Below are 7,610 nucleotides of genomic sequence, written 5' to 3' on the forward strand. Positions count from 1 at the left end.
CGTGACCTTGCCCCCTAAATGCCCTCGTTCATGAGCAGAGCCTGTTCTCCATTTGCCCCGATGCGGGGCGGGTTGCAAAGGCTGCTGGGGTGAGCCCGTTCAGGCTCGTGTGTGGTCGGGCCGTGTTGTAGTCGCTCCTCCATGCTTCGATGATCCGGCGCGCCGCGGGCAGGCTGCCGAACAGGTGCTCGTTGAGGCATTCGTCGCGGAACCGGCCGTTGAAGCTCTCGACGAACCCGTTCTGCTGCGGCTTGCCCGGCGCGATGTAGTGCCAGGCGACACCACGCTCCTGCTGCCAGCGCAGCATCGCGTGTGAGGTCAGCTCGGTGCCGTTGTCGCTGACGATCAGCGCCGGGCGGCCACGCAGGGCCACGATCCGGTCGAGCTCACGCCCGACGCGCAGCCCCGACAGCGAGGTATCCGCCACCAGCGCCAGGCACTCGCGGGTGAAGTCATCCACCACCGCAAGCACGCGGAACCGCCGCCCGCAGGCCAGCGCATCGGAGACGAAGTCCAGCGACCAGCGCTGGTTCATCGCCTGCGGCAGCGCCATCGGCGCACGCGTGCCGAGCGCGCGCTTGCGCCCGCCACGACGGCGCACGCCGAGGCGTTCCGCCCGATACAGCCGGAACAGCTTCTTGTGGTTCAGCCGGTGCCCCTCTCGCGCCAGCAGAATGTGCAGGCGCCGGTAGCCGAACCGCCGACGCTCATTCGCGAGCGCCCGCAACCGAACACGGACCTCGCCATCATCAGCACGCCGCGAGACTTAGCGGTACGTCTTCGGCGCCAGGCCGACGAGCCGGCAGGCGCGCCGCTGCGAGTAGTCCTTCTCCTCGATCGCCCAGGTCACGGCTCTTCTCCGCGAGCCGGACGTCAGAAGTTTTTTGCCAGCATCTCCCGCAGCGTCGAGACATCGAGCATGGATTCCGCCAGCAGCTTCTTCAGCCGCGCGTTCTCCTCCTCGAGGCTCTTCAGCTTGCGGGCGTCGGACACTTCCATGCCCCCGTACTTCGACCGCCACGCGTAGAACGTCGCCTCGCTGATCCCGTGCTTGCGGCACAGATCCGGCGCCGTCGCGCCCGCCTGGTGCTCCTTCAGCACCCCAATGATCTGCTCCTGCGTGAACCTCGATCGCTTCATCATCCGTCTCCCTTCGACGGACTCTCGCTCAGACCAGGGACATCCCAGGGGGCAGGGTCACCCGGAAACTTGTCCGTTGGGAGGGCAACTTTTTCGGGCACTGGACCTGCCCCGATCTCTGCTCCGGGGGCTACGCAACTTCTCGGGCATGTTGAGCCTGCTCGGCGAACGCCCGTGGGGTCAAGTTCCGCAGTGACCCATGCGGCCGTTCCTCGTTGTACTCGCGTCGCCATGCCTCCAGCTGCTCCCGCGCGTCGGCCAGCGACAGGAACCACGAGGCGTTCAAACATTCGGCCCGCAGCCGGCTGTTGAACGTTGCGATATGCGGCTTATCCGTTGGTCTGCCCGGCCGCTAGAAGTCGATCTCCACCCGATTCAGGTGCGCCCACTGGTGCAGCGTCCGTCCGGCAAACCCCGGCCCGATGTCAACCGTCAGCCTCTTCAGCCGCCCCAATCAGCCCGTCAGCGCCTGCCCCGTTGCCGGATCGAATAAATGGATATGCGCCGGGTCGGGCCGCACCGCGACGGCGTCGTCGATCGAGGCGCGATGGCTGGCGCGGACTTCGGCCGTGACGCGGATCTTCGGTGCGATCTCCACTTCGATCAGTCGCTCGCTGCCGATGAGCTCTACCATCCAGACCTTGCCCGGAATTGCGCCTGCGTCGCCCGGGGCTGCCATCGCAACATCCTGTGGGCGCACGCCGAGGACGACGTCCGGCGGTGCACGCGGCGGCAGCGGCACGGGGATGGGCGTCCCGGCTACTGCCAGCATGCCATTGCTTATCTGCGCTGGGATCAGGTTCATCGGCGGCGTGCCGATGAAGCCCGCGACGAACAGGTTGGCGGGCTTGCCGTAGACTTCCTCCGGCGTGCCGATCTGCTGGACCACGCCCTCGTTCATCACCACGACCAGGTCGGACATGGTCATGGCCTCGAGCTGGTCGTGCGTGACGTAGACGGTGGTGGTGCCGAGATCGAGGTGGAAGCGCCGCAACTCCCCGCGCATCGTCGCGCGCAGCTTGGCGTCGAGGTTCGACAGCGGCTCGTCCATCAGGAAGATGTCCGGCCGCCGCGCCATCGCGCGCCCGAGGGCGACGCGCTGCCTTTGCCCGCCCGAAAGCTGCTTCGGCTTGCGCAGCAGCAGGTGCGCGATCTCGAGCACCTTGGCGACAGCGCCGATCTTCTCGGTCCGCTCGGGCTTCGGCGTGCCGCGGACCTCGAGCCCGTAGCCGATGTTCCGCGCCACATCCATGGTCGGATAGAGCGCGTAGGACTGGAACACCATGGCGATGTTGCGCTCGCCCGGCGGCAGCATGTCCACGCGGCGGTCGCCGAAGCGGATCTCGCCGGCGGTGGCCTTCTCGAGCCCCGCGATCATCCGCAGCAGCGTTGTCTTGCCACAGCCCGAGGGTCCGAGCAGCGTGACGAACTGCCGCGACGGCACCGTCAGGTCGAGCGCCTTGAGCACCTGGTTCGATCCGAAGGACTTCGAGAGCCCCTGAACAATGAGGTCCGTCATCCCTTCACCGCCCCCGCGCCGAAGCCCGCCACCAGGTGGCGCTGCATGAAGCCGAACAGGATCGCCATGGGCAGCGTCATCAGCACGGATGACGCCATCATCAGGGCCCAATCTACATGCGTTCCGTCGAAGAAGTGCATCACGCCGACGGTCAGCGGCAGGTTCTCCATCGAGTTCATGAAGACCCGCCCGAACAGGTAGTCGTTCCAGGAGACGATCAGCGAGAAGATGCTCGCCGCGATGATCCCGGGCAGCGCCACGGGCAGCACGATCTGGCGGAAGACCTGCAGGCGTGTCGCGCCGTCCACCATCGCGGCTTCCTCGATCTCGATCGGCACGCCGCGGAAGAAGGCCCACATCAGCCAAAGGCAGAAGGGCAGCGTGATGCAGACGTAGCCTAGGATCAGCGAGAACAGCGTGTCCGTCAGCTCGAGCGACACCATCGTGAGGAACATCGGGAAGACGAAGATCACGCTCGGCACCATGTAGCCGAGGATCGCGATATAGGGCACCGCACGCTGCCCCCAAAACCGGAACCGCGTCAGCGAATAGGCCGCGAGCGTCGCGACGGTGATGGAGATGACCGTCGACCCGATCGAGACGATGATCGAGTTGCCGAACCAGGTGAGGAAGTAGGCCGATGGCGGCACCCCCGCCCCCGGCGCGCTGGCGACCGATCCGCCGAACAGCAATTCGCGGTACGCATCGAAGGTGATGTTCTCAGGCCAGATCGTTGGCGGCCAGCGGAAGATCTCGTCCTTCGGCTTGAGGCTGGTGGAGATCGCCCAAAGCAGCGGGAAGCACACCACGAAGGTGATGGCACCCAGCACGGCATAGAGGATGGCTGCGACCCAGGGCTTCATGCCGCCTTGTCCTCCCGCCCGAAGCCGGAGACCCGGATGTAGAGCATTGATCCCGCCAGCAGCAGCACGAGCATTATCACCCCCGCCGCGGCGCCGACGCCCATGCGCAGGTTCGCGATGGACTGGTCGAAGGCATAGAGCGCGAGGTTGTAGGTCGAGGTTCCAGGCCCGCCGCGCGTCAGCAGGTAGATCTCCTCGAATTTGTTGAAGGTCCAGATGGTGCGGAAAACGATCACCACCGCCAGCACTTCTGCCAGTTGCGGCAGGGTGATGTCGCGGAAGCGCCGCAGCACGCCGGCGCCGTCCACCCTCGCCGCGTCATACAGCTCCGTGGGAATGGTCTGCAGCCGCGCGAGCACAACGATCACGACGAAGGGCGTGTATTTCCACACGTTCAGCATGATGGCGCTGGCCATCGCCATGGACGGCGTTGACAGCCAGGCGATCTTGTCGTCGATGACGCCGACCGACAGCAGCAGGTGGTTGACGATGCCGATCTCGGAATTGAACAGCCAGCGCCAGTTCAGCGCGATCACCACCGTGGGCACGATGTAGGGGAACAGCAGCAGGCCGCGGAAGGCGTTCATCCCCTTCAGCGGCTGGTGCAGCAGCAGCGCGAGCCCAACACCGATCACCGCCTGCAGCACGGTCGACCAGCCGGTCCAGACAATGGCCTGCCAGAAGCTCTCCCAGAAGAGCGGGTCCTCCAGCACGAAGACATAGTTGTCCAACCCGACGAAGGGCTGGTCGTCCGGCCGCAGCGGGTTGTAGCGGACGAAGGACAGCCGCACCGCCTCGGCGATGGGCCAAACGAGGAAGATGCCGACCGCCAGGATGAGGGGGAGCATGAACAGCACCCCCACCTGGCGATCGCTGAGGCGAAACTTCATCCCAGCAGGCGCCGGTTCTCGCGGCGGATGTCCTCGAACTGCCGATGGCCCCATTCCACCGCGGCGCGGGGATTCTCGTTGTTCACCAGGATGCGCTGCGCAACCTGCGACCAAACATTGCGCCCGTGCCCGATGCCGGCCAGCGGGTTGATGCCCTTCTTGATCTCGTGGCCGGAATTGCAGGCATAGGGGACGAAGCCGGTGAAGATCACATCCACGCTGCGCTTCTTCTGCCGGTACATCGGGTGGTTGACGATGCCGGGCGCGCTTGCCTGGTCCTTGAACACCGGCCCCACATTCGGGAAGAGGCTGGTGGAATAGCGCACCATCCACTCGGTGTTGTTCATCACGTAGGCCATCGCCTCCTTCGCCTCGCGGATGAAGGGGTTGTTCTGGCGCGGCATGATGAAGCCGTTGATGTCGGTCCAGGACCAGCGCTGGCCGGTGCGCGGATGGGCCGGGTTCAGGTAGTATTCCATCTTCTCGTAGATGGGCTTCGCCTCGTCGAAGGCGCGGCCCATGGTGCGGCCCCAGTAGAAGCTGCTGCCGGTGCGGCCGGTGACGTGCTGGTCCACCACCTGCAGGAAGCTGAATTCAACCGCCGAGCGCGGCATGGTGCCATAGAGCTCCTTGATGAACTCATAGGCCTCGATCGTTGCGGGACTGTTGAAGGTCGTCTCGAAGCCGCGGCCGGGATCCCAGGTCATCCCGCCCGACTGCCAGATCAGCTGCTGGATGTGGTAGTCGCCGCAGAGGTTGCGCCCCAGTGCCATGGTGAAGCCGGCGCTGCCCTGCCGCTTGGCCTGGATCGCCTTGGCGCCGCTCAGCAGGTCGGTCCAGGTCCAGTTGGTCGGGTCGGAGAGCCCGGCTTCCTGGCGCACATCGTCCTGGACGACGAAGAGGCAGCCCTGATGATGCAGCGGCACCGCATACTGCGTGCCCTTCCAGGTGCCGAAATCGTCGACGGTGAAGCCGTCGACCAGTCGCTCCCGCGCACGGATAGCGGTGTTCACGTCCTGCATCGGCTCAAGCAGGCCTTCGGCCGCGAGCTGATACGCGATCGGGCTCTCCACGCTGATCAGCGCCGGCGGACGGCGTGCGGCGAGGTCGGTCGCGAGCTTGGTGTAGACCGCATCCCAGGCGATCTGCTCGGCCTCGAAGCGCAGGCCGGGCGCGTTGCGCTGCGCCCATTCGTTCAACCCGTTGGCGAAGACGCCGATATAGGGGCCTGGTTCGCCCCAGACGCGGGCGACGCGCTCGCGCGTCTGGGCATAGGCGGGTGCGGCGAGGGTGCCGCCGGCGGCCGCGAGCCCCGAGGCCAGGGCACCACGGCGGGTCAGGCGCAACGTCATTCTCGTGTTTCCCTTCCCAAGCGCCGGCAAATTCGCCCTGCTGAGCAGGGTCGCTAACCGGCATTAGAGCGAAGCCTAGGTATCGGACTGCGCCGCGGTCAATCTCCAGAGCCGTTGACCTGCTCCCATAGAAGCGATCCGCCGCGTACATAGGCCGGTGGGCCGCCTGGACCTGCCCCGATCTCTGCTTCGGGGGCTACGCAACTTCTCGGGCTTGTTGCTCCGAGCCCCATCGTTGGAGCGCCCGAGGGTGGAGTTTTCGGGCCTTGATCACGGTGGCGGGCTGGTGATGCCACCGGGATTCTGCAACGAAATAGGCGGCTTCTGCCCGATCGCCCCGTGCGGGCGATCTTCGTTGTAGTATCTGCGCCAAGCCTCCAACTTTTCCCGCGCATCGGCAAGCGTCAGGAACCAGTGCGCGTTCAGGCACTCCGCCCGGGACGCGCCCGTTGAACGCTTCGGCGAAGGCATTGTCCGTCGGCTTGCCGGGGCGCGAGAAGTCGAGCGTCACCCCCTTCGCGTACGCCCAAAGGTCCAGGTCGCGCGAGACGAACTCCGTGCCCTGGTCGACCCGGATCGTCTTCGGATAGCCCAGCACGGCGCAGGCCTCCTCCAGCGCCGCCACGACATCCTCGGCCCGATGGCTGAACCGCGGATCGATCACCGGCGAGTAGCGCGAGAACGTGTCGACCACCGTAAGCACCCGGATCTTCCGCCCCGTCGCGAGCTGGTCGTGGATGAAGTCCATCGCCCAGGTCTCGTTCGCCTGGCTCGCTGGCCGGCGATCCTCGCGCAGCTTCGCCTTGACCCTGCGCTTGGGCGTCTTGTTCCGCAGTTGCAGGCCGAGTTCCCGATAGATCCGGCATGTCCGTTTGTGGTTCACGCGCCATCCCTCCCGCCGCAGCAGCACATGCACGCGCCGATAGCCGTAGCGCACGCGCGTCGCGCAGATCTCCCTGATGCGCCCCTCGAGGCCGGCCTGGTCGGGTCGACGTGAGCGGTAGTGGTAGGTCGACGTGTCGACTTCCAGAACCCGGCACGCGCGCCGGATCGACACGTCCCACTCCCGCCGCACCGCGTCGACGAGTTGGCGCTTGCGACCAGGCCTCAGATTTTTCGGCGGATCACGTCCTGCAGCATCTCGCGATCCAGCGACAGGTCCGCCACCAGCTTCCGCAACTTGCCGTTCTCGTCTTCCAGCTGCTTCAGCCGCCGCATCTCCGGCGGCGTCATCCCGTCGTACTTCTTCTTCCAATTGAAGTAGGTCGCCTGGCTGATACCCGCCTTGCGGCAGATCTCCGCCACCGGCATTCCCGCCGCACCCTGCTTCAGGATGAACGCCTTCTGGGCATCACTGAACTTCGAGGCCTTCATCGGATCTGCTCCTCCCAGCCCAGGGAAACCCGGTGACCTGCCTCCCGTTTCCTGGATCGCCCTGAGTTGGAAGATTCCAGTTTAGGGTTGGGCTGGGAGACGGAGGGATGGCGATGAAGAAGTCGAAGTTCACGGATGCGCAGATTGCGTTCGTGCTGCGCCAGGCGGAGGAGGGGACGGCAATCGGGGAGGTCTGCCGCAAGGCGGGCATCCCGGAGGCGATGTTCTACAATTCGCGCAGCAAGTACGGCGGGCTGATGCCGTCGGAGATGCGGCGGCGGAAGCAGCTCGAGGAGGAGAACGGCAAGCTGAAGAAGCTTGTGGCGGATCTCTCGCTGGATCGGGCGATGCTGCAGGACGTCCTGGCAAGAAAGCTCTGAAGCCTGCGCGGTGATCCGGATGGAGCCGTCGACCTACCACTACCGTGGCAAGCGTCGCTCGCAGGCGGCACTGATCGGTCGGATCAAGGAGA

The 7,610-nt window shown here is 65.7% G+C and carries 4 protein-coding genes and 4 pseudogenes; 1 reads left to right on the forward strand and 7 read right to left on the reverse strand.

Annotated features, from left to right (window positions below; genetic code table 11):
• Positions 1 to 28 precede the first annotated feature (28 nt).
• The 7 genes and pseudogenes from GWK15_RS23960 to GWK15_RS23990 form a co-directional block, all read right to left on the reverse strand.
• Positions 29 to 1,140 (reverse strand): annotated as a pseudogene (locus GWK15_RS23960) (IS3 family transposase).
• A gap of 130 nt (positions 1,141 to 1,270) precedes the next feature.
• Positions 1,271 to 1,591 (reverse strand): annotated as a pseudogene (locus GWK15_RS23965) (integrase core domain-containing protein); the annotation flags it as partial.
• A gap of 3 nt (positions 1,592 to 1,594) precedes the next feature.
• Complete coding sequence (locus GWK15_RS23970; RefSeq protein WP_168043933.1) at positions 1,595 to 2,659, reverse strand: ABC transporter ATP-binding protein; 1,065 nt, start codon at positions 2,657 to 2,659, stop codon at positions 1,595 to 1,597.
• Positions 2,656 to 3,522 carry a carbohydrate ABC transporter permease gene (locus GWK15_RS23975; RefSeq protein WP_168043934.1) on the reverse strand — a complete coding sequence of 289 codons (867 nt, stop codon included), beginning with the start codon at positions 3,520 to 3,522 and terminating at the stop codon, positions 2,656 to 2,658. Before GWK15_RS23975 ends, GWK15_RS23970 begins: the two co-directional genes overlap by 4 nt.
• Positions 3,519 to 4,370, reverse strand: coding sequence for a carbohydrate ABC transporter permease (locus tag GWK15_RS23980; RefSeq protein ID WP_245211871.1), 852 nt, complete (start codon positions 4,368 to 4,370; stop codon positions 3,519 to 3,521). Before GWK15_RS23980 ends, GWK15_RS23975 begins: the two co-directional genes overlap by 4 nt.
• A 38-nt stretch (positions 4,371 to 4,408) precedes the next feature.
• Positions 4,409 to 5,764 carry an ABC transporter substrate-binding protein gene (locus GWK15_RS23985; RefSeq protein WP_168043936.1) on the reverse strand — a complete coding sequence of 452 codons (1,356 nt, stop codon included), beginning with the start codon at positions 5,762 to 5,764 and terminating at the stop codon, positions 4,409 to 4,411.
• A 270-nt stretch (positions 5,765 to 6,034) separates the two neighbouring features.
• Positions 6,035 to 7,138, reverse strand: a pseudogene (locus GWK15_RS23990) (IS3 family transposase).
• 113 nt (positions 7,139 to 7,251) lie between these two features.
• Between GWK15_RS23990 and GWK15_RS23995 the strand changes: the two are divergent.
• Positions 7,252 to 7,610: pseudogene (locus GWK15_RS23995) on the forward strand (transposase); the annotation flags it as partial.

Origin of the sequence: Neoroseomonas oryzicola (genome assembly GCF_012163135.1) — a bacterium.
Lineage (GTDB): Bacteria > Pseudomonadota > Alphaproteobacteria > Acetobacterales > Acetobacteraceae > Neoroseomonas > Neoroseomonas oryzicola.

Coding starts and splice junctions, on each gene's coding strand:
- GWK15_RS23980 (WP_245211871.1), bottom strand. CDS start 4,370: ATGCTCCCCCTCATCCTGGCGGTCGGCATCTTCCTCGTTTGGCCCATC.
- GWK15_RS23985 (WP_168043936.1), bottom strand. CDS start 5,764: ATGACGTTGCGCCTGACCCGCCGTGGTGCCCTGGCCTCGGGGCTCGCG.
- GWK15_RS23975 (WP_168043934.1), bottom strand. CDS start 3,522: ATGAAGCCCTGGGTCGCAGCCATCCTCTATGCCGTGCTGGGTGCCATC.
- GWK15_RS23970 (WP_168043933.1), bottom strand. CDS start 2,659: ATGACGGACCTCATTGTTCAGGGGCTCTCGAAGTCCTTCGGATCGAAC.